The 23,183-nt window shown below is 62.0% G+C and carries 18 protein-coding genes; 12 read left to right on the plus strand and 6 right to left on the minus strand.

Translation table 11 applies throughout. The features are described 5' to 3' along the window. The 7 genes from IEX32_RS00005 to IEX32_RS00035 all read left to right on the plus strand — a co-directional run. Positions 1-247: TIM barrel protein (locus tag IEX32_RS00005; protein WP_229735744.1), on the plus strand; the 247-nt coding region annotated here is incomplete at its 5' end. A gap of 23 nt (positions 248-270) precedes the next feature. Next, entirely contained in the window at positions 271-1,575 is a 1,305-nt protein-coding gene (locus tag IEX32_RS00010; protein WP_188766980.1) for an MFS transporter, read from the plus strand. Between the two features lie 8 nt (positions 1,576-1,583). Next, entirely contained in the window at positions 1,584-2,432 is an 849-nt protein-coding gene (locus IEX32_RS00015) for a sugar phosphate isomerase/epimerase family protein (protein ID WP_229735745.1), read from the plus strand. After that, the gene (locus tag IEX32_RS00020) at positions 2,432-3,049 is read left to right on the plus strand and encodes a gluconate 2-dehydrogenase subunit 3 family protein (protein WP_188766984.1); all 618 of its coding nucleotides are present in this window, start codon (positions 2,432-2,434) and stop codon (positions 3,047-3,049) included. Before IEX32_RS00015 ends, IEX32_RS00020 begins: the two co-directional genes overlap by 1 nt. Before the next feature lie 20 nt (positions 3,050-3,069). Further along, positions 3,070-4,755: a GMC oxidoreductase gene (locus IEX32_RS00025; RefSeq protein WP_188766986.1), complete on the plus strand. Its 1,686-nt coding sequence runs from the start codon at positions 3,070-3,072 to the stop codon at positions 4,753-4,755. 6 nt (positions 4,756-4,761) lie between these two features. Continuing rightward, positions 4,762-5,433 carry a TetR/AcrR family transcriptional regulator gene (locus IEX32_RS00030; RefSeq protein WP_188766987.1) on the plus strand — a complete coding sequence of 224 codons (672 nt, stop codon included), beginning with the start codon at positions 4,762-4,764 and terminating at the stop codon, positions 5,431-5,433. Between the two features lie 14 nt (positions 5,434-5,447). Beyond that, on the plus strand, positions 5,448-6,548 hold the full coding sequence (locus tag IEX32_RS00035; RefSeq protein ID WP_188766989.1) for a ThuA domain-containing protein: 1,101 nt from the start codon (positions 5,448-5,450) through the stop codon (positions 6,546-6,548). 141 nt (positions 6,549-6,689) lie between these two features. Here the strand turns inward: IEX32_RS00035 and IEX32_RS00040 are convergent, their stop codons facing one another. The 6 genes from IEX32_RS00040 to IEX32_RS00065 all read right to left on the minus strand — a co-directional run bounded on the left by IEX32_RS00040 (position 6,690) and on the right by IEX32_RS00065 (position 16,094). Beyond that, positions 6,690-7,574, minus strand: coding sequence for a sugar phosphate isomerase/epimerase family protein (locus tag IEX32_RS00040; RefSeq protein ID WP_188766991.1), 885 nt, complete (start codon positions 7,572-7,574; stop codon positions 6,690-6,692). A 144-nt stretch (positions 7,575-7,718) separates the two neighbouring features. Beyond that, positions 7,719-8,699: an NAD(P)H-dependent amine dehydrogenase family protein gene (locus IEX32_RS00045; RefSeq protein ID WP_229735746.1), complete on the minus strand. Its 981-nt coding sequence runs from the start codon at positions 8,697-8,699 to the stop codon at positions 7,719-7,721. Between the two features lie 173 nt (positions 8,700-8,872). Further along, on the minus strand, positions 8,873-10,156 hold the full coding sequence (locus IEX32_RS00050; protein WP_188766995.1) for an MFS transporter: 1,284 nt from the start codon (positions 10,154-10,156) through the stop codon (positions 8,873-8,875). A 114-nt stretch (positions 10,157-10,270) separates the two neighbouring features. Then, positions 10,271-12,739 carry a TonB-dependent receptor gene (locus tag IEX32_RS00055; protein ID WP_188767003.1) on the minus strand — a complete coding sequence of 823 codons (2,469 nt, stop codon included), beginning with the start codon at positions 12,737-12,739 and terminating at the stop codon, positions 10,271-10,273. A 328-nt stretch (positions 12,740-13,067) separates the two neighbouring features. Further along, a complete protein-coding gene (gene bglX, locus IEX32_RS00060) occupies positions 13,068-15,353 on the minus strand; it encodes a beta-glucosidase BglX (RefSeq protein ID WP_188767013.1) in 2,286 nt (761 codons plus the stop codon). A 141-nt stretch (positions 15,354-15,494) separates the two neighbouring features. Next, positions 15,495-16,094, minus strand: coding sequence for a TetR/AcrR family transcriptional regulator (locus tag IEX32_RS00065; protein ID WP_188767014.1), 600 nt, complete (start codon positions 16,092-16,094; stop codon positions 15,495-15,497). A 316-nt stretch (positions 16,095-16,410) separates the two neighbouring features. Here IEX32_RS00065 and IEX32_RS00070 point away from each other — a divergent pair, with 316 nt between their 5' ends. From IEX32_RS00070 to IEX32_RS00090, 5 genes are all read left to right on the plus strand, one after another. Beyond that, positions 16,411-17,319, plus strand: a complete 909-nt coding sequence (locus tag IEX32_RS00070; protein WP_188767015.1) for an SGNH/GDSL hydrolase family protein — start codon at positions 16,411-16,413, stop codon at positions 17,317-17,319. A 58-nt stretch (positions 17,320-17,377) separates the two neighbouring features. Beyond that, entirely contained in the window at positions 17,378-17,665 is a 288-nt protein-coding gene (locus IEX32_RS00075; protein WP_188767016.1) for a hypothetical protein, read from the plus strand. After that, the gene (locus tag IEX32_RS00080) at positions 17,665-20,154 is read left to right on the plus strand and encodes a glycoside hydrolase family 2 TIM barrel-domain containing protein (RefSeq protein ID WP_188767017.1); all 2,490 of its coding nucleotides are present in this window, start codon (positions 17,665-17,667) and stop codon (positions 20,152-20,154) included. The genes IEX32_RS00075 and IEX32_RS00080 overlap by 1 nt, the downstream gene beginning before the upstream one ends. Before the next feature lie 151 nt (positions 20,155-20,305). Next, positions 20,306-21,697, plus strand: coding sequence for a phenylacetate--CoA ligase family protein (locus tag IEX32_RS00085; protein WP_188767018.1), 1,392 nt, complete (start codon positions 20,306-20,308; stop codon positions 21,695-21,697). Further along, entirely contained in the window at positions 21,697-23,175 is a 1,479-nt protein-coding gene (locus tag IEX32_RS00090; RefSeq protein ID WP_188767019.1) for an acyl-CoA reductase, read from the plus strand. The genes IEX32_RS00085 and IEX32_RS00090 overlap by 1 nt, the downstream gene beginning before the upstream one ends. Positions 23,176-23,183: the final 8 nt, after the last annotated feature.

Raw genomic sequence — 23,183 nt, forward strand, 5'->3', positions numbered from 1 at the left:
CTCGCTGGGCGACGGGCAGGTCGATTTCACCGCCATCTTCTCGAAGCTGACGCAGTACGGCTATGCCGGCTGGGCCGTGCTCGAATGGGAATGCGCGCTCAAGCATCCCGAGCAGGGCGCGGCCGAGGGCGCGCCCTTCATCGCCCGCCACATGATCCGCCGGGCCGACAAGGCCTTTGACGATTTTGCCGGGGCCGCAACGGACCGCGCGTTCCTGCGCGACGTGCTCGGGCTGAACCGCGGCTGAGACCGCAAGGGGGAATAGAGGACATGCCGGAAAACAGGATCAATCCCCGGGCGATATTCTGGATCTGCGTGCTTGCCTTGTTCACGGCAGCATTGTCCTTCTCGATCCGCACCGGGGCATCGGGCGCGATCAAGGCGGCACTGCTCGATCCGGCCGTACCGCTCCATTCGGGCGAGATGATTGCCGCGGCCCTGGGCAATTCGTTTCTCGGTTTCGCGCTCTCGCTGATCGTGCTGAGCCCGCTGCTCGACACGCTTGGCACCAAGCGGGTCGTGCTGTTCTGCTCCGCCTGCTTCATCGCCGGCCCGCTGCTGATCCTGGCGGCGCCGCACATGGGAGACATCGACGCGGTCTACGCCACGCTGATGGTGGGCATGGTCGTCTCGGGTTTCGGCTGGGGGGCGATGGAGGCATCGGTCAATCCGATGACCGCCGCACTCTACCCGGAGGACAAGACGCACCGGCTCAACGTGCTGCACGCCTGGTGGCCGGCCGGCATCGTCGCCGGCGGCCTGCTGAGCGTGCTCGTCTTCCAGCAGCTCGAGCTTTCCTGGGAAGTGCTGATCGCGCTGATCCCCATCCCTGCCCTGATCTTCGGAGCATGGGCATTGACGCAGGAATTTCCGCATACCGAGAGCACTTCGCTCGGCGTGCCTTTCGGCGAGATGATCGCGGAGCCGTTCAAGCATCCGGGCTTCTGGATATTTCCGGCAATCATGTTCCTGACCGCCTCGACCGAACTCGCGCCAGGCTCGTGGGTGGACATCGCACTGACACAGACCACCGGAATGCCTGGTATTCTCGTGCTGGTCTATGTCTCGGCGATCATGTTCGTGATGCGCCACTTCGCCGGTACCCTGGAGAAGCGCTTCTCCGATATCGGCATGCTGTGGTTCTGCACCGTTCCAGCCGGAATTGGACTCTATGCGCTGAGCCTCGCCAATTCGCCGGCGACCGCGCTCGTTGCCGCAACGCTCTGGGCATTCGGCGTGTGCTTCATGTGGCCGACGATGCTCGCCGCCGCCGCCCGTCGCTATCCGCGCAGCGGCGCCTGGGGGATCGGGCTGCTCGGCTTCGCGGGCGCCATGGCGATCTATCTGGTTCTGCCGCAGATCGGCAAGATCTACGACCAGGCGAAGCTGGCCAAGGCCGGCGGAAGCGAAGCCTTCGCCGCATTGCAACCGGGACCGCAGCTTCAGGACGTCCTCGCCTATGCCGCCGAGCAATCATTCCAGGCGATCGCTGTAATCCCGATGGCGCTGTTCGTCATCTTCGGCGCCCTCGCGCTTGTCGAACGCCGCCGTAAGCGAAAGCTCCAACCGGCATGAAGATCGGCATGAACATGCTGCTCTGGACCGGGCATGCGACCCAGGAGCACGTGCCGGTGTTCGAGGCGTTAAAACGCACCGGCTTCGACGGCGTCGAAGTGCCGGTGTTCGACATCTCCGACCCGTCGCATTATCGGTGGCTGAGCGGCATCCTCGACGATATCGGGCTCGAACGCACGGTCGTCGCGATCATCCCCGACGAAGCGAGCAGCCCGATTTCGGCCGATCCTGCCTGTCGCCGGGCCGCCGCCGACCATCTCAAGCGGGTCATAGACTGCTCGCAAGCGCTCGGCGCGACGGTCCTTGCCGGCCCGTGGTTCCAACCGCTTGGCGTGTTCAGCGGCGAACGTCCCAGCGAGGCGGAACTGGAACGCTGCGCCGAGATCCACCGTGAGATCGTGCCCCTGGCCAATGCCGCAGGGCTCGCCTGCGCACTCGAACCTCTCAATCGCTTCGAGGCCCACCTGCTCAATACCTGCGAGCAGGTGATCGCCTATGCCGACCGTCTCGATACCGAAGGCTTCGGCGTGCTCTACGACACCTTCCACGCCAATATCGAGGAGAAGGACTCGATCGCCGCGCTGGTCGATCTCCACGCCTCGGGCTGGCTGGCACATGTTCATATCGCCGAGAACGACCGCGGCACGCCGGGACAGGGCCACGCCCCGATCCGCGAGACGATCGCCGCCCTGCACCGCCTGGGCTACGACGGCTGGCTGACGATCGAGGCATTCGGCCGCGGCGTGCCCGAGCTCGCCGCCGCCACGCGTGTCTGGCGCGATTTCTTCACCTCGCCGGAAGAAGTCTGTTCGAAAGGCTTCGAATTCATCAGCTCATGCCTGAAGGAGTGCCCGTGATGGCCGATCCTCTCAATCTTACCCGTCGCTCGCTGATTGAGCGCATGATGCTCATAATTGGCGCAACCGCCACCGGCGGTTTTTCAATGTCGACGCTCGCGAAGGCGGCCACCGGTACCCGTCATCTGGACGAGGCGAAGTTCACCGTGCTCGGCGCGGTCGCCGACACGATCGTGCCAAAGACGGATTCCGTAGGCGCGCTCGATGCCGATGTTCCCGCCAGGTTCGACGCTCTGCTCAAGGATTGGGCCTCGGCCGAAACCCGAGGCGAGATCGTTGCGGCAATCGCGGAGATCGACGCTCTGGCGCGCGAGAAGCAGGGCAAATCCTTCGCCGTTCTCGACGCCGCGACGCGGCATGACATCCTTGCGCCGCACGACGCCACATCGCTCAAGGTGCTGCCCTCGTCGGGCAAGGGCGGCATGGCGTCGTTCACGGGTTTCCCCAACTACACCAACCCGGGGTACGGCCGGATCAAGGAACTGGTCGTGACTCTCTACTACCTGTCCGAGCCAGCGCTGACCCAGGAGCTGATCTACGAGCACGCGCCGGGCGAGTGGCAGCCTTCCATTCCCGTCACGCCTGAGACCCGCCCCGCCGGCGGCATCGGTTTCTGAGCCGAAGAGAGAGAATGACAATGTTCGATGCAATCGTAATCGGTTCAGGCATGAGCGGCGGTATCGCCGCCAAGGAATTGTGCGAGCGCGGCCTCAAGACGCTCGTCATAGAGCGCGGCCGCAAGCTGGAGCACGGCGCATCCTACACCGACTGGATGCAGCCGTGGGAACTGCCCAACGCCGGGATGATCCCGCAGGAGGAACTCGCTCGCGACTACCCCATCCAGAGCAAGTGCTACGCCGTCACCAGCGCGACCCAGCAGTTCTGGGTGAAAGACTCGGAGCACCCCTACACTACCCCGGAGGACAAGCCTTTCGCCTGGATTCGCGGCCACCATTTGGGCGGGCGGTCGATCATGTGGGGGCGCCAGTCCTATCGCCTGTCGGAGATGGACTTCGAGGCCAACGCCAAGGACGGCCACGGCACCGACTGGCCGATCCGCTACGCCGATCTCGCGTCCTGGTACGATCACGTCGAGAAATTCATCGGCGTCGCCGGCTCCAAGGAAGGCCTGCCGCAGCTTCCCGATGGCGAATTCCTTCCCCCATTCGGCCTGAACGACGGCGAGCTTGTGCTGAAACAGGCAGTGGAAGCCCAGTTTCCGGGCCGCAAGGTCATACCGGGGCGCGTCGCCAATCTCAGTCAGGCGCAGCCGCAGCATGAGGCGTTGGGGCGGACGTCATGCCAGAACCGCTCATTTTGCAGCCAAGGCTGCAGCTACGGCGCTGCGCATTCAAGCCTGAGTTCGTCGCTGCCGGCGGCCGAGCAGACTGGCAACCTGACCATCGTGACCGACGCTATCGTCCATTCGATCGTGCACGACCCGGCGACCGGCAAGGCGACCGGCGTGCGCGTCATCGATGCTGGCACCAAGGAGGGCCGCACCTACGAAGCCAAGGTCATATTCTGCTGCGCATCGACGATCGGGACGGCACAGATCCTGCTGAACTCGAAATCGGACGCGTTCCCGAGCGGCCTTGCAAACTCCTCCGACATGGTCGGCCGCAACCTCATGGATCACCTTTTCGCGCTTTCCGTGGCCGGCATGCTGCCCAACGGACCGAACACATATTACCACGGAAGGCGTCCCACCGGGCTCTACATCCCACGCTTCCGCAATGTCACCGAGCCGGGCGAGTTCCTGCGCGGCTATGGATTCCAGGGCGGTGCCATGCGTATGGGATGGCGCAGCGCAGCCCTCGCGATGCCGGGCATCGGAGCCGCGCTCAAGGAACGCGTACGCAAGCTCGGGCCGTGGATGATATATGTAACGGGCTTTGGCGAGATGCTGCCCAATCCTGAAAACCGCGTTACGCTCAATGCCAACAAGACCGACAAATGGGGCATTCCCACGCCTCATGTCGCATGCACGATCGGCGAAAACGAGCGCAAGATGGCGAAACAGATGATCATCGACGGCAAGGCCATGGTCGAGGCCGCCGGCGGCATGGTCATGTCGGTCAACGACGAGCCGGGGGAGCCGGGGCTGGGCATCCACGAGATGGGAACGGCTCGCATGGGCAAGGATCCCAGAAACTCGGTGCTCAATGGTTTCAACCAGGCGCACGACGTACCCAACCTGTTCATTACCGATGGTTCCGCCATGGCATCGGGAGGGTGCCAGAATCCGTCCCTCACCTACATGGCACTGTCGGCACGCGCCGCGCATCATGCGGTCGCGTTCCTGCAGGAAGGCAAGATCTAGAGCCAGATGATAGCGAACCCGCGATCCCGATCGGTTCAGAAGAAGGCCCATCCGCAGGGGCGGCCGACCGCGGACCGCGCGACCGAGATCGACCAAGCCATCCTTGGTGCCGCGCTCGAGCAGTTCCTCGATCACGGTTTCGAAGGCGCGACGATCGAGGGCGTGGCCAAGCAGGCGCGGGTGTCCAAGGGCACAGTCTATGCCCGTTTTCCCGGCAAGGATGCGCTGTTCAGGCAGGTGATCGAACATTCCCTGGCCACGTGGTCGGTCAGGGCGGGGCAATTCGATCACGACAAGCCGGACGATCTTGCAGGCCGGCTAAGGTTTCATGCCTGGGCGTTCAAGCGGATGTTCTGTTCGCGTGACGTGAAGCGCTTCACGCGAATGATGGAGCGAGCGTCGGACCAATTTCCCGAACTCGCTGCCTTCTGGCTTGCGCGGGGATCGCGCCGGTATCGCGAACTGGTCGCCCGGGACCTTGCCGATGCGGGTGGCCCCGACGCCGGAGAGGTCCAATGGACGTTCGTTGCAGACATGTTCCTGCACGCCTTGTCGGGATGGCTTCGCACCGAATCGCTGGTCCGCGAACTCGGTGAGGACGAAGTCACCCGATATATCGAGAAGCTGGTCGAAACGGTCATGCGGTCGATGGGCCGAAATTCCGATACAACGATTTGAAAAGGGCACCCCTCATGAAGAAGCAATTGTCGTTTCTGGCCGCGTGCATCACGATGAGCTTATGCCAACCGGCATTCGCCGCTCCTCTCGACTGCCCGCTGCGCGATGAGCCATATTCGACAAAGTCCCCGCTGATCGACGTGCTTCTTTCGCCCGGAGCGCGGGAAGTCCTCGATAAGGCCGCACCCGGAAAGCTCGACAAGATCCCCGAACGCTTCGCAGGGACCACTGCCCCATCTTTCGCGGCCATCCTCTCGGTCGAAATGGCCGGCAGGTTCACCGGCATCCCGGCGGAAAAGATGCCCGCCCTCGATGCCGAACTGCGCAAAGTACCGGTGACCGAGGCCGACAAGACCGCCCGCTGTGTGCGCTATGACAATGACGTACCGAAATTCGATCTTCCTTCGGGCAAGCCGCGTCTGCTGCTCTTCGAAAAGATCGTCGGCTTCCGCGACGATCCCTCGGTCAAGGCCGCGCATGATGCGTTCGTGGGTATGGCGGAACGGAATGGCTGGGCCATCGCTTCCACCGAGAAGGCCGGCGCGATCAATGACAAGACGCTGGGCCAGTTCGATGCGGTGATCTGGAACAACATCAGCGGTGACGTCCTCACGCTCGGGCAGCGCCGCGCTCTCCAGGACTTCCTGAAGCGCGGCGGCGGCTTCGTCGCGGTGCATGGTTCGGCCGGCGACCCGGTCTATTTCTGGGACTGGTATGCCGACAGCCTCATCGGTGCCCGGTTCAAGGGGCATCCGATGGATCCGCAATTCCAGGATGCCAGGATCGAAGTGAACGCCGACCACCCGCTCACCAGGGACCTGCCTTCCGACTGGACGATGAAGGACGAATGGTACTCGTTCTCGACCAATCCGCGCGCCGTGGGAGCCAATGTGCTGCTTTCTCTGGACGAGAGCAGCTATTTACCCGAGGGGATGGGAGCCGACCTGCGAATGGGCGATCATCCGCTTGCCTGGACGAACTGCCAGGGCAAGGGTCGCGTATTCTATTCTGCGATAGGTCACCTGCCCGAAACCTACAGCGAACCGCACTACGTCACCGTGCTGGAGGACGCGATCCGTTGGGCGGCGGATACCAATACGCCGTGCTCGAATTAAACCATCGAGGTTTGAAGCAAAGTGGCCCGGTGAAAGGACGCGAGCGGGAATATGTCGATATTCCCAGCCGTGCCGACGCTGCAGTGGGCCATTTTGATCAATCCCGCAGAGGCGGATTCATCGTGAATTGCTGACGGCGGCTCAGACGGTCAGTCGGTCGAGATAGGAATACGCCCGGCGGATCGCCTCAAACCGCGGTATCGAGAAGGGCGGCTCCTGCTCGACATAATAGTGCTGCACCCCTGCATCTCTCGCTGCGGTGAAGATCGATGGCCAATCGAGCGCTCCGGCGCCCACTTCGGCGGGCTCCATTGCAAGGGCGAAATTCACCTTGCCGCCTACAGCGACGTCCTTGACGTGGAGCTGCGTTATGCGCTCGCCGTACCTCCTGATAAATCCGGCCACATCGATGCCCGCCGTCGCCACCCATCCGGTGTCGACTTCGAAATCGACGAGCCGGGGCTCGCATTCGCGGGTTAGAATATCCCAGCCGTTTTCTCGGCCCAGCGGCGCGAATTCCAGGTTGTGGTTGTGATAGCCCAGCCGGATGCCATGCGGCCGCAAAGCTGCCGCCGTTTCGTTCAGCTTTGCGGCGGTACGAAACCAGATATCCGAGCCCACCGCGGCAAACGAACGGGCGATCATCTGCTGCGGCGTTTCTCCCTCACGCGGCTGCATCCCTTCGGGGAACAAAGCGATTGGCATGACCGCGCGAGCGGCCCCGAGTTCGCCGAGCGCGGCAGCAATGGCGTCAGGAGGGCTTGCCAGCGACAGGCCTTCCACGCCGCTGCGCGTACTCACGGCAAGATGGAGGCTGCTGATCTCCACCCCTGCCCGCCTGGCCGCAGCAGCAATCGCAGCGGGACTTTGACCGTACAGGCCCGGTAGTTCAATGTCGCGATAGCCGATCTTCGCGACCTGCGCGAAGGTTGCATCAAGATCGGCTCCGGCATCGTCTCCGAGAGTGTAGAGTTGCAAACCGATCCTGCGATGCTTCTGGTCGAAGAATGGCATCGGATCTGCCATGTGCGTGCACCCCGTCAATGCCGCACCAAGTCCGGCGGCAGCAATCTTGCTCAGGACTTGCCGGCGATCCAGCTTTGTCATCGGCACCTCAAATTCTGCATTCTTTACCTGTATAGGCAAACCGAAAGAGACCACTCAATCGGTCTACTCGCCAAGAAAGGGGATAATCTGGGGGAGATCCAGAGTAGTGCGAATTCCAGGCGGCGCCGCACAGACGTAGGGAACCGCATTGACGATCCGGAAAGGCGTCTTGTTCGGTGCAACCTCGCTCAGCATATCGCGTGAAACGGGATTGGTGATCGAGATATCAAGCGGGGCATCCCCATCGAGCCGGATGCGCCATCCCACTTCGCGAAGATCCCAGTCGGCATCGATGTCCGTGCTACAGTACCAGTTGGCGCGAAACCGCAGGATGACCTGGCCGTTGTGCCATCCTGACAGAGTCGTTCGCTGCGCGGCGACCATGCCCGGTTCGAGCCGTCGCCCATGAAGATCGAACGCCTTGCGCACGCCGGCAACTTCGGCATCGGCCGTCACTTTTTCGAGGGGCAGGCCCAGTCCCTCTCCGACAAGGCGAAGCGATTGCGCAAAGCCGACCTTGCTGTCGCCAAGCGTACTGGGGTCAAAGTCGGCGATCGGCTTGCCAAAGCCCATGTGCGTGAACACCATTTCGGGCGACCTGACTTCACGCATGTCGGCGAACTCATCGATGGTAAGACAGTCCAGGTGCCGCTGGATCGACATGAGCACCAACGGCAGCGCCTCGGTCACAAAGCCGGGACTGCTGCCCGTCCCGTAGATCGACGTGCCGCCTGCCGCACATGCTGCTTCGATACGTGTGCGGATCTCAGGGTCCATGCTGGGCGGGTGCAGGAATTCGAAGCGGGAGGAGACCACGTTCTTGCCCGACGCGAGTATCCGGCACACCGCGTCAACATCGAGACCCTGGGGGAGATACAGGACGCAATCAGCATCAAGCGCGACAATCTCATCGATGCTGTTTGTCGCGATCACGCCGGTCCGTGCTCGCCCACACAGATCGCCAGCATCCCTGCTGACCTTTTCCGGCGAATGCACCCACAGGCCGACCAGTTGCATCCACGGGTGATCGATGACCGCACGCATCGATCTTTCACCCGTTCGGCCCGTGGCCCACTGGATTATGCGAAAGCGCCGTTTCATACCACTTTACCTCACACTTTGTTGAAGCGGTGGCGCCGCAGCGCCGCTGCGTTCAGACTTTCCAGATATAGAATTGTCGATTGAGCACCAGCTGTGGTCAGCTTTCTGATCACAAATCATGGCTCCATCTGCGCAGAGACGGCCTCCACAACAGCGGGCGGAGGCGTTCTCGATCCCCTGAGGCTGTAGACAAGGAATGCGCTGATGAGGCTGCCGGGAATTCCGGCCAGCAAAAGCGGGGCATACGTCCCGAAGGCGTCATAGATGAAGCCTGACATCACCGGCCCGAGCCCCGCACCGAGCGCGATCAGGCTGTTCATCATGCCGAAGATCTTGCCGAAGCTGTTCATGCCCGTGATCTGGCTCGTAAGGTAGGCCGCGACCTGCAGCTTGGTACCGACCGCGTAACCGATGATGACGATGCCCGTGATAATGGTCGGCAAGCTCGGCGGAGCGAGAAGAAGTGCAAAGCCCGCGGCCGAAACGCCAATTGTAAGCGCGCCGATCCTGGCCCCGTCAAAGCGGTCCATCAGAGCGCCGGTGACAAGCTTGCCGACGATTCCGGCAACGCCGGACAGCCCCGCCAGCCATGCCGCAACTTCCCGCGACATCCCGATTTCGGTAAGGATCGGCACCTGGTGAACGATGACCGCGAGGCCCAGCGTCATCATGATGAACGTGGCGCCCCCGAGTTTCAGCAACGCAGGATTGCGCAAGGCCTCTCCCATGGTCATTCCGGGCACGCGAAGCGCCACATCCGCATGCGGGCCAGACGCGGCATGAGGGGGGCGGGTGGCCGGTTTCGCATCCTTGAGGAAAAACCAGGCGAGGACCAGGGCCGGCAGGCACCATCCGAAGCCAAGCCAAAACCACGCTTCGCGCCATCCGACGGTCGCGATCAGCCATTGCGCAAGCGGCGGTACGAGCGATTGCGCAATGGCCGTGCCGGAAAGCATGACAGCCAGGGCGAGACCGCGCCCGGCGCTGAATGCCTGCGAAACCGCGAACGTCCAAACCGTGGACTTCACGCTCAGACCGACCAGCGCATAGATGCACCATAGTCCCAGCCAGTAGGCAATCGACGCGCCAGTCGTCCCGAACGATGCCAGCGAACAGGCGGTAAGCACCAGTCCGGGAAGCGCGATGCGGCGGCTCCCCCAGCGGTCTATGATCGCGCCGACGAAGGGCGATAAGGGAACGGTGGAAATGGCCGCGATGGCAAGCCCAGCGGTTATTTGCCCGCGACTCCATCCAAACTCTTCCTGAAGCGGCTCGATGAACAGCCCGGAAGAATACGTGGCAATGGAATGAAAGGAAAACCCGACCATGGCCGCCAGAACCAGGGGCCACTGGGCTTTCCATTCATCCGCGGCCCGCACAGGTGTTTCAAGACTACTCATGATGCGCCTTTCTCGGCGGTGCCAGTCGATGAAGGTCGCAGCAGTCAGGTATCGGTTGCCCGAAACAAGATGTACGCTCCGTGGCCGAGGCCACGGAGCGTGAAGGAACCCCGATCAGTCGAAGCGATATCGGACGCGCAGCCCATACATCCTCGGCTCGCCAAGGTAGCGCGAGATGAAACCGGATGACGACTGCTCGTTGACGTGGGTATAGTAATACTTGTTCGTCACATTCGTTGCGAACACGCCCAGGTCGATCGGCGAGCCGGCCACCGACTCCCAATTCAGATTGAGGTCAAGCAAGCTGAGAGGCCTGAGGGTACCTTCTGCCGAGGTGTAGGTGGTAATCAGCTTGGAACGATACGAATAGGTACCCGAGAGCGTCACGGTACCTACGCTTTCCGGCAAAGGCAGTGAGTAGCTCGCGGTGACGGAAGCCTGATGCTTGGGCGAATAGGGCAGCGCCTCTCCGGCCAGCGACGTGAACAGCACGAAGTTGTAGAGGCTGCCCGGCGGAATCGTCACAGGCGTCAGCGTCTTGAGCTTGGTGTTCAGGTAACCGTAGCTGGCGCTGAGATCGAAGCCGGCGAACGGCGAAATCGCCGCCTCCACTTCGACCCCGTAGATCCGCGAACTGCCCGCGTTTACGATTGCGGTGTTCGGGGCCACGAGGCCCTGAAGATTAATCAGCCCCAGTTGCACCTGCTGGTCGGTGAAGTCGTTATAGTAGCCGGCAATGTTGAAGTTGCCCGGCATCGCCCCCGACCAACTCGTCTTGGCGCCGACCTCGTAAGTGTCGACCTTCTCCGGCCCGAAAGTCTCAAAGCCATCGCCGCCGAACGGATTGGTGCTGCCCTGCCGGTATCCACGGCTGTATTTCGCGTAGAGCAGGATATTGTCCGCCGGCTTGAAATCCGCACCGAGCATCCAGGTCGGCGCCTTCGACTTTTGCTCGATCGATTGCTGACAGGCGGTCGCCGCGGCGGCAGGATCAATGGAGTTTGAAAAATCGAAGCTGCCGTCCGGGTTCTGGACAGGACCGTTGGGGCCAAGCGCGGGGTTAAGGCAATAGATGCGAGCATCGTTCTCCGCCGGGAAGCGGATGACCTGCTTGCGCGCGACGCTGTTTGTCTTGTCCCAAGTATAGCGGATGCCGCCCGTGAGGGAAATGCTGTCGGTTACGTCAAACGTCGCCTGGCCATAAAGACCGATATTGCGAAATGTCGTGCGGGTCAGCTGGCGGCTCAGGCTGCCCTGACGGCCTTCCCTGCCAAGAACGCGCCCCAATGCGTCGACGCACTGAAATGTGTCGGAATCGGCGCATGACAGGTTGGACGGGTTCTGATTCCCGTACGTACCCAGCGGGTTGCTTTTTTCGTAGTAGGCGCCCGCCTGCCAGGTCAGCCTTCCTGCACCGGCCGAACCTGAAAATTGCAGCTCTTCGGAGAAGGTCGACTGGTCGTTGCTGGCCAGTCCGGGCGCTGCCATGACCGGCACGAAGCTCAGTTCCCGCCCCGCGAGATCACCCGTGGGCTGGCCCAGGAAAGTCTCCGGCATAATCCAGCGCGTGCCAAATGCCTCGGTCCGGCTGGTTGAGGTAAGCTGCGCGTAGCTGGCGATATTCTTGATCGTCAGACTGTCGCTGGCCTGCAGGGTCGTTGTGTTGATGATCTGCCACTGATCGAGCTCTATGCCCGGCCGCGGGACAGTATTTTCGACCACGTAGCGCCCCAGCCCCTGCTCCCTCGCAAACTGGTCGCAGGACAGGAGCCCGGTGGGCAATGTCGCGCCGTTGCGTGTCGTGTTGCAGTTGGTGACCTTGGGGATCGGGCCGTTGTTATCGGATCGCGTATAAGACGCGATCGTGTAGTTTTCGAGATCCGGCGTCAGATCGACGACGAGGCTGGCGCGCGCCGCGACATAGTTGATGTCGGCAAAGCGATCGGGACCGGTAGGCGCGATGTTGCGCAGGTAACCGTCGCGATCTTGCCAGTCGACACCAAGGCGCAAGCGAGCCTGATCGCCGATCGGCGTGTTCACCACGGACTGCACGCGGCGCATCCCGTAGTTGCCGACGCGACCCTCGACATAGCCGCCGAATGTGTCCTCGGGCTTGCGCGGCACCAGCAGGATGGCGCCGCCCGTCGTGTTGCGGCCGAACAAGGTCCCTTGGGGGCCCTTCAGAACCTGGACGTTCTGCAGATCGAAGAAACTGCCCGGACCCGCGCCATCGCCGCCGCTCGTCGACCCCCCGCCCCTGGGCGAGACGACATCCGCGAAGTAGACGGCAACGGATGCGGTCGTGCGCAGCTCCTGGTAGAATCCCCGGATCGAGAACGTCGTGTTCTCGGCCCCGAAACGCGAGTTCGCTGCCAGGGAAGGCGTGTATTTTGCCAGGTCCAGAGCGGACACGACATTGCGATTGTCTATCTGCTTTTGATCGAAGACCGTGATGGAAATGGGCACGTCCTGGAGCCGCTCTTCCTGGCGACGCGCGGTTACAATGATGTCGTTCGAACCTGAGGCCCGGATGTTTTCAGCTGCCGCGTCGGCAGCTTGCGCCCACACCTGTGTGGACGGCATACAGAAAACCGCCGCAGAGAGCAGCAGAACAGGACGCAAACCTCGCAATGATGACATATCTCTCCCCTCCCATTTGTTCGGTAATCCTACCGAATCTGCCAGACCATTTTTCGGTTCCGGCGTATTGGGTGCGGAGGTGTGGCGGGCACAGCCGCGCTCGTCAACATATCAATGCATTATAGCCCCTAGAGGAATACCCAATAGGTTGCCATGAATTGCAATTATATACTTGGTTTTATTGACTTTAATTTTTCGTCAATTACGCCGAGGCGTTGGAGCATAATGCATTGTTACCGCGCGGCGATTTAACCCTAGCCTTGGAATTGCATCAAGGCTTGCCCCCCGATCCAGCGGAAACCTCGAACGATGACTGCAATGGTGCCGTGGAGTCGGTGCCCACTGCAACGTCGAATATGGCGTCGTCGATTACCCAGCCTCTGACTGCCGCATTCCAATACCGCAATTCCGCAGGGCCGATCTTGAACGAGATCTTGCGTGTCTCGCCAGCCTTGAGCGTGAGCCGCTGAAAGCCCTTGAGTTCTCGCACCGGGCGAGCGGCAGTACCGGACTGCTGGTGGAGGTAGAGCTGGGCGACTTCGTCACCTGACCGGCTGCCGGTATTCCTGACATCGACCGAGACCGTAACCGTGTCGCCCGCCCTGATATGTTGCCGGTCAACCGCAAGATTGGAATAGCTGAAAGTCGTGTAGCTGATACCGTGACCGAACGGATAGACGGGCGCGTTGGATTCGTTCCAATAGCGCTTGTAGGCATTCTTAGGATCATGGCTGGTGGTGTGCGCGTAAAACATCGGCAACTGGCTCGCGCTTCTCGGCCAGAGAAAGGGAAGCTTGCCGCCAGGTACCGCGTCACCGAAGAGCAGGTTTGCCGTCGCCGCGGCGCCGGCGGATCCGGGGTACCAGATGTCGAGAATGGCGCCAGCCCTGGTGTCTTTCAGATCGAGCGGGCGACCGTTCATCAGAAGTACGATTGTGGGCTTGCCGGTAGCGACCACGGCGTCGAGAAGTTCCTGCTGACGACCGGGAAGATCGAGCGATGAGCGCGAAGCCGTCTCGCCGATCTGGTCGGAAGCTTCTCCGACCACGACGATGGCTACATCGGCCGCCTCCGCCGTGCGCACCGCCTCGGCAATGCCTCGCTCGTCGTCGGCGGGAGCGGGACGACTGCCGAGCATTTCGTCGAACGCTCCCTCGATCTCCTTGAATGGGGAGGGATTGACCCGCGGCGGAATGGCGACGCCGGGCGCATAGCTGACGGTGACTTTCGCGCCAAGCCTGGCCTTGAGGCCAGTCAAAATGCTCTGGGCAACGGGCTTGTTCTGCGGAAAGACCCACGGTCCAAGCGTATCGCGCGATGAATTGGCCAGACTGCCAATTACCGCCACGGAACGCAGCTTGCTGACATCGAGCGGCAACAAGCCGCCCTCGTTCTTGAGGAGAACCGCAGAGCGCTCCGCGGCGATACGCGCGGCATCGAGGTGGCGGGGATCGGACAAGACCAGCTCTGCCCTTGCCTCGTCCACGTAGGGATCGTCGAAAAGACCGAGACGCATCTTTGTCTCGAGCACCCGGCGCACGGCGCCATCGACCTGCTCCTCACTGATTTTTCCGTCTGCGATTGCCTTCGGCAGGCTGTTCATCGCCGGATTGAAAAGGGCCATCTCCATGTCCAGCCCCGCAGAGATCGCCTTGGCCGCCGATTCTTCCGCACTTTGCGACACCCCGTGCGTCTTCAGGTTATTGACGCCCTCGTTGTCGCTGACCACCCAGCCCTGGAAACCCCACTCCTTGCGAAGGATATCCGTGAGCAGCCAGTGGTTGGCGGTGGCGGGAATTCCGTTCAGCGGCATATAGGCGCTCATGATATTGCCCGCTCCGGCATCGACCGCTGCCTTGAAGGGAGGCAGGTGGACGTTGCGCAGATCTGCTTCCGAGACGGCAACCTCGTCATAGTCGCGGCCACCGGCCGCAGCGCCATAGGCCGCGAAGTGCTTTGCCCCGGCAACGATGTGGCCGGGCGAGCCGATGAACGACCCCTGGAAGCCGCGCACTTGCGCTGCCGCCATGGCGCTCCCCAGATAGGGGTCCTCGCCTGCGCCCTCGACAAGACGGCCCCAGCGCGCGTCGCGCGCGATGTCCACCATCGGCCCGAACGTCCAGTGCACGCCGACGGCGCGGGCCTCTGAAGCGGCAACGGACTGGCTCCTTTCGACCATGGCCGGATCCCATGACGCAGCCATGCCGATGGGAACGGGGAAGATGGTCCTCAGCCCGTGGATCACATCAAAACCGAACAGCAACGGGATTTTCAGCCGCGACTTTTCAAGTGCAAGGTGCTGCAGGCGGTTCGTTTCCTTGGGATCGGTAACGAACAGGAATGCCCCTCCGCCATTCGCCGCCCGCTTGTCAACGAGGGACTGCATCGGCGGCAGCGCGAAAAGGATTGCGAGCTGCGCCGCCTTTTCCTCCGGAGTCATTTCCTTGATCAAGGCGTTGGCCCGAGCGCGGAATTCTTCTTCGCTCGCCGCCGGGCGTGAAGGCTGCGATCTGGCCGAAGCGGCAAGAGAGGGAGTCAGAATGGCAACGACAGCCATGCCAGTTGCCCATTTCAGCCAAGCTCGAGTGCGCCTGCTCGCGGACCATGCTTGCCGCGGCCCAGTTGCCGCCCGCCGTGTTAGGCTTGCCATGACAGTTCCCCTTCTTCGCGACGTTCAAACCCCGTGGACCGGGTCGGATTATTTCAGCAGCTTCTGCGCTGCCTTCGTCCAGGCCGCGACCAGATCGAAACCGCAGGACTCCCTGAGCCACTGCGCCTCCAGCCCGTGCATCATGGCCATGAGTTCCATGGCAGTGCTCTCTGCTTCAGCAGTGAATGGCCGGACAAGATCGGCAAAGAGCGCATGGACACGGATCTCGCGCAGCTTGAAATATTCTCGCGCAAAGTGATCCGGCACCAGCGCTTCTGCGCGTACCATGGCGTTCAAACGAACCAGGTGAGGTTGACCGACATTGCGGGCGACGATGGCCGTGAGAATCGCCAGGGCCTCGCTCCGGCTCAATTCCTGACCACGGGTCAAACCCAAAGCCTCGACCAGCGCCGTCCGGTCTCGCCGATCTCGTTCATCCAGCAGGGCCAAGATCAGCGCCTCCTTGGATTCGAAGTGATGCAGGAGGCCGGCAGTCGTCAAACCGCATCGCCGCGCCAGCAGATTGACAGTCAGTCCGCTGAAGCCCTGTTCGCTGACCAACCAGATGGCCTGCTCAAGTATCGCTGCGCGCCGCTCATCCCCGCTCATTCGCACGCGCTCGGGCCCGGTGGCAGGAAGCGTCACCATCGACACTCCTGTTTCACGACGGCAAATCCGGGTATCAGCCCATCATCGTTCGCACGATGCACGGTTGCTTTCGCTACCGGTGCTTCTTCTTCAATCAGTCTGACAGGCAATTGACTGCTTCCCTTGCAGCTGTTTTACCTACTGCCCAGTAAGTAGGCTGTCAATTTTGTAGAGGAACCTGTCGCGAGTGAACTGACCGTGAGAGCATGACGGAAGCCGGGCGTTTTGCGGACGCTATTCGTCGAGATAATCGGAAGGCAACGCAGTCTGGAAAGACCGGCCTGACCCAATTTTGATTCGCAGGAGCATAATTTCCATGATGAAATTCCCTCGATGGACGATCGGTTTCGCAACATTGGCCATTGCCGCCTGCGTCCAGCAATCGAGACCCGGAATGCCATCAGTTCCCTCCGGTTCGACATATGTAGCGATGGGAAGTTCATTTGCGGCAGGGCCAGGGATAACGTCTCTGGCCGATATGCCGCCAAATCGTTGCCAGCGGTCCGCCGACAACTATGCGCATCAACTTGCCCGCAAGCGTGGCTTGCATCTGGTCGATGTCAGCTGTGGCGGAGCAACGACAGCCAATATTTTGAGACCATGGCGGGAATTGCCGGCGCAAATCGATGCCGTAACGCCCGACACACGCCTGGTGACCGTTACAATCGGCGGAAATGACGTTGGGTTTGTAAGCAGCCTGATGGTTGGATCATGCGAGGGCGATCGATCGGCTGACTCCGGGCAGGTAGCGGCGATGTGCGAGAGGCTGCGGGCTTATGCGCGCGACCACCCGCAGACCGCGGGTTCGCCGGTCGTCTCGCCTGATGAAGCCGCCTGGGCAAAGGTCGAACACGGATTGGACGAGATAGCAAAGCAAGTGCGCCAACGGGCGCCGCAGGCGCGGCTGATCTTCGTCGATTATATTCGCGTTGTGCCACCGTCCGAATTGTGCCCGACGGTTCCGCTGTCCGATCAGGCTGCCGAGCGTTCGCGCGCAATCGCGTCAAGGCTTGAACAAGTGACTGCGGCCGTCGCTCATCGGGCGGGCGCTGAACTGGTCAAAGCTTCCGAATTGTCGCGCGGGCATGATGCCTGCGCTGAAAACAATTGGGCGACGGGCTTCATAAAGGATCCCGGCGCATCGAGCTTTGCGCCTTACCATCCCACCCTTCCCGCAATGACGGCCATAGCGGATGCGCTCGACAGGAAAATCGGCGAATTCTAATCCGGCGACGCGGCCGCGCTTACCGCACAACCCGACGATTCATTCAGGAGCACGCCCCTTGGACGCACCTCTCTATCCGCCCGCGAAAGCCTACGAGCCACCCCGCCGGCTTCCGCGCGTTTTGAGCACGCGCGATACACCGGTCGCGATTCTCAAGTCAGTTCCAGCGGCATGGGCGATCGTGGTGAAGGAAATCCCGTCGATCGATCGCCGTACCGGCGGCGAGCAGATCAAGCCGCACCTGGGGAACTTTTCCCTGGAATCCCTGCTCGTGTTCGGCGTCGTTCAGCGCGACGCGATTGAGCGCATCGACGCACAGTTGAAGGCTCTGGGAGAGTTCAAGTGATGCCCGCCCCCCTCACCGATCGCCGCAGCGCGATGACACTCACGGCTGGCGCGGCCCTGCTGCCGCTCATCGGAATTGATACTGCTTCGGCGGCCACCAAGACACAGCCGGCGAGCTGGCCCATGCGGGATATTCCCTTCAATGCCGGATGGCGCTTTCATCACGGCGCCGGCAACGGACTGGAACAGCCAGGGCTGGACGACGGTGGTTGGCGGCCGATCGATCTGCCGCACGACTGGAGCATCGAGGACATACCTGGCGGCCACGCACCAGATCAGATCGGTCCTTTCGACAAGAACGCGGTCGGCGGCACCGCAACCGGCTTCACGGTCGGCGGCGAGGGATGGTACCGCAAGCACTTTCGGGTCGACGGCTATCCTGCGGACGCGCGGCTCGAGGTGCTGTTCGACGGCGTCTATCTTGAGAGCGACGTCTTCCTCAACGGCCGCCCCCTTGGCGAGAACCGCCATGGCTACATCCCCTTCAGCTTCGATCTGACACCGTTTCTGAACCGAGCCGGCGACAATGTGCTTGCGGTGCGGGTCCGTAACGAAGGTCGCAACAGTCGCTGGTATTCGGGTTCGGGTATCTATCGCCCGGTCACGCTCGATGTCATGCCGGCCGATAGCCACCTCGATCGGTGGGGAGTGGCCGCATGGACGCGCCAGCTCGAAAACGGAACCGCTGTAGTCGAGGTGACGACGGACCTCGTCACTCCGCTGGAGGGCCTGGAACTGGTTACACGCCTGCGCGACGCGGATGGCAAGGTCGCCGCCGAGACCAGGTCAGCTGCTTCGCAATCGGTCAGCCAGATTCTGTCGCTGCGCGGACCGCGCCTCTGGTCGCCCGACGATCCGCAGGTCTATTCGCTCGAAACCGAACTGCGCCGCGGCAAGACTGTTCTCGACAAGGTAGTACAGGCCTTCGGCGTCCGGATCATCACCTTCGATCCTCAGCGCGGCATGGTGATCAACGGCAAGGTGACGAAACTGCGCGGTGGCTGCATCCACCATGATAACGGTCTGCTGGGTGCCTGCGCGTTCGCGGACGCCGACGAGCGCCGCATACGCCTGCTCAAGGCGCGGGGATTCAACGCCGTCCGCAGTTCGCACAATCCATCCTCGCGCTCGCTGCGCGACGCATGCGACCGCCTCGGCATGCTCCTGATCGAGGAAGCATTCGACGTCTGGCATGAGCACAAGGAGCTGCAGGACTTCTCTATCCACTTCCGAGATCGATGGGAGAAGGTGATCGATGCGATGGTGCGCCCGGCGCGTAACAACCCGTCGGTCATCATGTGGAGCATCGGCAACGAAATCCCCTTGCGCGCCACCGATCAAGGCGTGGAGTGGGAATGGAAACTGGCCAACGCCGTCAAGCGGCTGGATCCGACCCGCCCCGTTACCGCCGGCCTCAACGGCGTGCTCGGACAGGAAATGATAGCCGGACCCGAGACGGCCCGTCCCGGCTTTGCCAACAAGATCGACAATGCCTCGACGATCTTCATCGACGTGCCGGGCTATAACTACCGTCTCGACGACATCGAGCGTGAGCATCTTCAGCATCCGGAGCGCGTTGTCTATGCCTCCGAGACCTTCGCCCGCGAGGTGTTCGACTATGCGGCGCTGACGGACCGCGCGCCCTACTTCCTGGGCGAGTTTGTCTGGACGGCAATGGACTACATTGGCGAGGCCGGACTCGGCGCCACCGCGTTCCTCAAGAATGGCAGTCCGCCATTCGCTATAACAGGCTGGCCCTGGGTGAACGCCTGGTGCGGCGATCTTGACCTGATTGGCGAGCAGAAAGCCGCATCTCTCGCTCGCGATGTCGCCTGGGGGCTGAGCCCGTTGGAACTTCTCGTGCAGCGCCCCGCGCCCGAGGGCACTTTTCCATGGGTCGCCAACTGGGGGTGGCCCGACGAGTTGCAGAGCTGGGCTTGGCCGGAGAGCGCGGACAAGCCGCTTACCGTGCGTCTCTACACGTCGGCTGAGCGCGTTGAGCTGCTGTTGAACGGAGCCACCGTCGGGCAGAAGACGCTTACTCCCGAAGACAAGATGAAGGCGGAATTTGCCGTACCCTATGCGCCGGGCGTACTTGAAGCCGTGGCCTGGAAGGGCGACCGCGCCATCGCTCGGCGGCGCCTGGAGACCGTGGGGGCAGCCAACAGCCTGCGCCTCTCGGTGGAAAGCTCGTCCGAACTTCGCGGGAACGAAGCGCTGGCCTATGTCCGGGTCGACGTTCTGGATTCCGCAGGCCGGGTCCTGCCCGACGACCAGCGCGCGGTAGGTCTCGCGATCGAAGGACCGGCCAGGCTGGCCGCCTTCGGCAGCGCCAATCCCCTGGCAACCGGCTCTCTGCAATCCACGGAAACGCAGACGTTTCGCGGCCGCGCGCTTGCGATCTTGCGTGCAACAGGCCCGGGTCAAGTGCGGGTTACCGCGCAATCGGAAGGCTTGCCAAACGCAGCGGTCACCTTCGCGCTGGCCTAGCCGGACGACTGGTCCACTTCAGACGGATACCAGTCAATGGCCGCCAAGAGTCATAGGATATTCCTATAGCACCAAGTAACGATTCCCGTATTCCTCGCACAGCAAGGCCGCGTCTATACACAGGTTGAGCATTTACTGAGAGGAATAACCGATGAGCATCAGCCTCCTGCCCGACAATCCAGCGTCATGGACCTATCGTTCGTGGGAGGAACTCATGTCCATCCCGCGCGAGCAGCGTGAGAAGCTTCAGCTCGAAGCGACGCAGATCATGTTCCGCCGACTGCGCGACCGTATCCCGGCACTCAAGAAGCTGGCTGACCGCCAGGGCGTCGACACAATCGACAAGATCGAGGACATCCTGCCGGTCTGCTTCGATCACCGGGTGCTGAAGAACTATCCGATCCAGATCATCGAGAACCGCGATTTCGCCAAGCTGACGACCTGGCTCGACAAGCTGACCGCGCACGACTTGACGAAGGTCGACCTGACGGGCCTGAAGACAATCGAGGAATGGCTGGGCCGCCTCGAAGCCTATGGGATGCTTGTCACCTATTCGAGCGGTACCACTGGCAAACTGTCGTTCGTGCCGCGCTCGAAAGATGAGTTCGGCCCCTGGAAGTTCCACTTCTTCAACGTCAACTACGCCGCGAGCGGCGTCAATTCCTGGACCACCAAGCTGCCGACCTTCTTCCCCGGCTACCGCGGCGGCTATCAGACCATGCTCAAGATGATGAGCCTGTTCAATGTGGAGATGGCTGGCGGCGAGGAGCATTACCATACGCTCTACAACACCCACATCCCAGCCGACCTCATGGCTCTCTCGGGGCGCCTGCAGGCCGCCGAGGACAAGGGTGAGCTCGCTACGTTGGGGCTTGATCCCGCGTTGATCGAACAGCGCCAGCAGATGCTCGCCCAAGGCCGTTCGAAGGACGGCGATCTCGACGCGTGGTTCACTGACCTGATCGAGAAGTACAAGGGGCAGCGCGTGAAGATCGGCGGCACCTTCGCCGACATGTTCCGCGTCGCCAAGGCGGGGCTCGAACGCGGCGTGCGTTGCGAATTCGCTCCCGGTTCGATCATCTCCGGCGGCGGCGGCATGAAGGGCTACAAGGACGCGCCCGACGACTGGGAAGACCAGATCAAGACGTTCTTCGGCGTCGACTTCATGGGCAACCAGTACGGTTTCTCCGAATGCATCGGCAACGCGCCGCTGGGCAAGGACGATTTCTTCTATCTTCCGCCCTACTCGGTGCCCCTGCTGATGGGGCCGGACGGCGAAGCGCTGCCCCGTGAGGGCGTGCAGACCGGACGGCTGGTGCTCGTCGATCTCGTGCCGCAGTCCTACTGGGGTGGCTTTACCTCGGGTGACGAGGTGACGATCCACTGGGATGACGAGGATACCGAAACCGGCTGGCGCGCGCCGCGCATCGCCAAGTCGATCAGGCGCATCGGCGAAAACGAGGGCGGTGAGGACAAGATCACCTGCGCGGGATCGCAGCAGGCGTATAACGAGTTCATGGAATTCGTGGCGGGAGAAGCTTGATGGAACAGATCCTGGAAATTCCGATCATTGCGCGCGGCCGGGTAATCATGCCGGGTGACGATGCCGTTCACTTCAAAGGGCGCGGCGGTTCCGATTTCCGTCAGGCCGATCCGCACAAGCACATTCACGACCTGGTGCTGGGCGATACGTCCCGCCTGCAGGACCTGCACGACACACCGATGGCCCAGATCATCGACCTGCTTGCCGAACTCGGCAAGCGCCTGGTGATCGAGGACAACGTGCTGCTGCAGGAAAGCTTCGCGCTGGCACTGAGCGCAGGCGGGCTTTCCGAGCCGATCCTGCGCGGGGTTTATGATGCGCTGCCCAACATGTTCAATCCCGATATGATGACCGCCATGGTCGACAAGACCATAGGGCTCAATTACATCGATGGCTGGGTGCAGGGCGACGGCGCCTATTCCAACGTCAGCATCCGCGCGGTCGGAACGCGCCAGTTGCACATTACCGCGGGCAACGTGCCGGTGGTCGCAGCCATGACGGTGGCCCGTGCCGGCCTCACCAAGTCGGACATCCTGATAAAGTCGCCGTCCAACGATCCGCTGACGGCCAATGCGATTGCCCGTACGCTGATCGAACTGGCGCCCGACCACCCGGTGACGAAACACATCGCCGTGGCCTACTGGAAGGGCGGCGACGAATACATGGATTCGCAGATCGTGCGGACCAGCCGGATCGACAAGATCACGGCATGGGGCGGCATGAGCTCGGTCAGGCACATCCAGAAGTTCCTGCAACCGGGTATCGACCTTACCGCGCTCAACCCGAAATACTCGATGTCGATGCTCGGCCGCGAGACTTTCGAGAGCGATGCGGCGATGGAAGAGGCGGCGATCGGCCTTGCGACGATGGCCGGTTTCTACAATCAGACCGCCTGCGCCAACACGCGCCTCGTCTACGTCGAAAGCGATACCGACGACGCTTCGATCGAGAAGGTCGTGGAAGTCGGACGCAAGATGGTGGCGGCCTACGCGAAACTGCCGCCCCTGCTCTCGGTGCCCTTCACCAAGCCCAATCGCGAGCTTGAGGCGGAAATGGAGGCTGTCGCGCTGGAGGATGATTTCTACCATGTCGAGGGCGACACTCTCACCGGCGGCTTCGTCGTTTCGAAGTTCAACGACCGCGTCGAATTCTTCGACAAGCTCAACAACCGCGTGGTCAACTTCGTGCCGGTGGACGATCTCAAGGACGTGCTCAAGTGGTGCGACGACACCACGCAGACCGTGGGCATCTATCCCGAGAGTATCCGTGCGCGCATTCTCGACATGTTCGCCCTGGCTGGAATCCAGCGGCTGGTCTCGCTGGAAGGCGGCGATCCCATGACCGTCTATGCCAATTCGCACCACATGCCCCCGGGTAGCCCGCACGACGGCATCGAGCCTATGCGACGCTCGATGCGCTGGGTGGTCGACATGCGCCCGGCTCACGATAAGGTGGCGCTCGAGGTTGCGGCGGAGTAGCCTTCGCC

This window comes from Novosphingobium endophyticum (genome assembly GCF_014640675.1).
Lineage (GTDB): Bacteria > Pseudomonadota > Alphaproteobacteria > Sphingomonadales > Sphingomonadaceae > Novosphingobium > Novosphingobium endophyticum.